The sequence below is a fragment of the Escherichia sp. HH41S genome (assembly GCF_009820115.1).
GTDB lineage: Bacteria > Pseudomonadota > Gammaproteobacteria > Enterobacterales > Enterobacteriaceae > Escherichia > Escherichia coli_F.
The window spans coordinates 1-202 of record NZ_VNXE01000093.1; the positions used below are offsets into that span (position 1 = coordinate 1).

At 48.0% G+C, this 202-nt stretch carries 1 pseudogene; it reads left to right on the plus strand.

Features of this window, described 5'->3' with window-relative positions:
* Positions 1-96 (plus strand): annotated as a pseudogene (locus tag FQZ95_RS17900) (IS66 family transposase); the annotation flags it as partial.
* Positions 97-202: the final 106 nt, after the last annotated feature.

Below are 202 nucleotides of genomic sequence, written 5' to 3' on the forward strand. Positions count from 1 at the left end.
GGAAAATACTGCGAACACCTGCCACTGTATCGTCAGAGTGAAATCTTTGCCCGACAGGGTGTCGAACTGAGCCGTGCATTACTCTCCAACTGGGTTTGCGTATTACCGTGAAGGAGATCGGTGAGTAACCCCCTGTGTCAGCATAGTTGTCGCCTCAATTTTTTAAGGAGATAACAATGCCAGGACAACCAATACCAAGTGA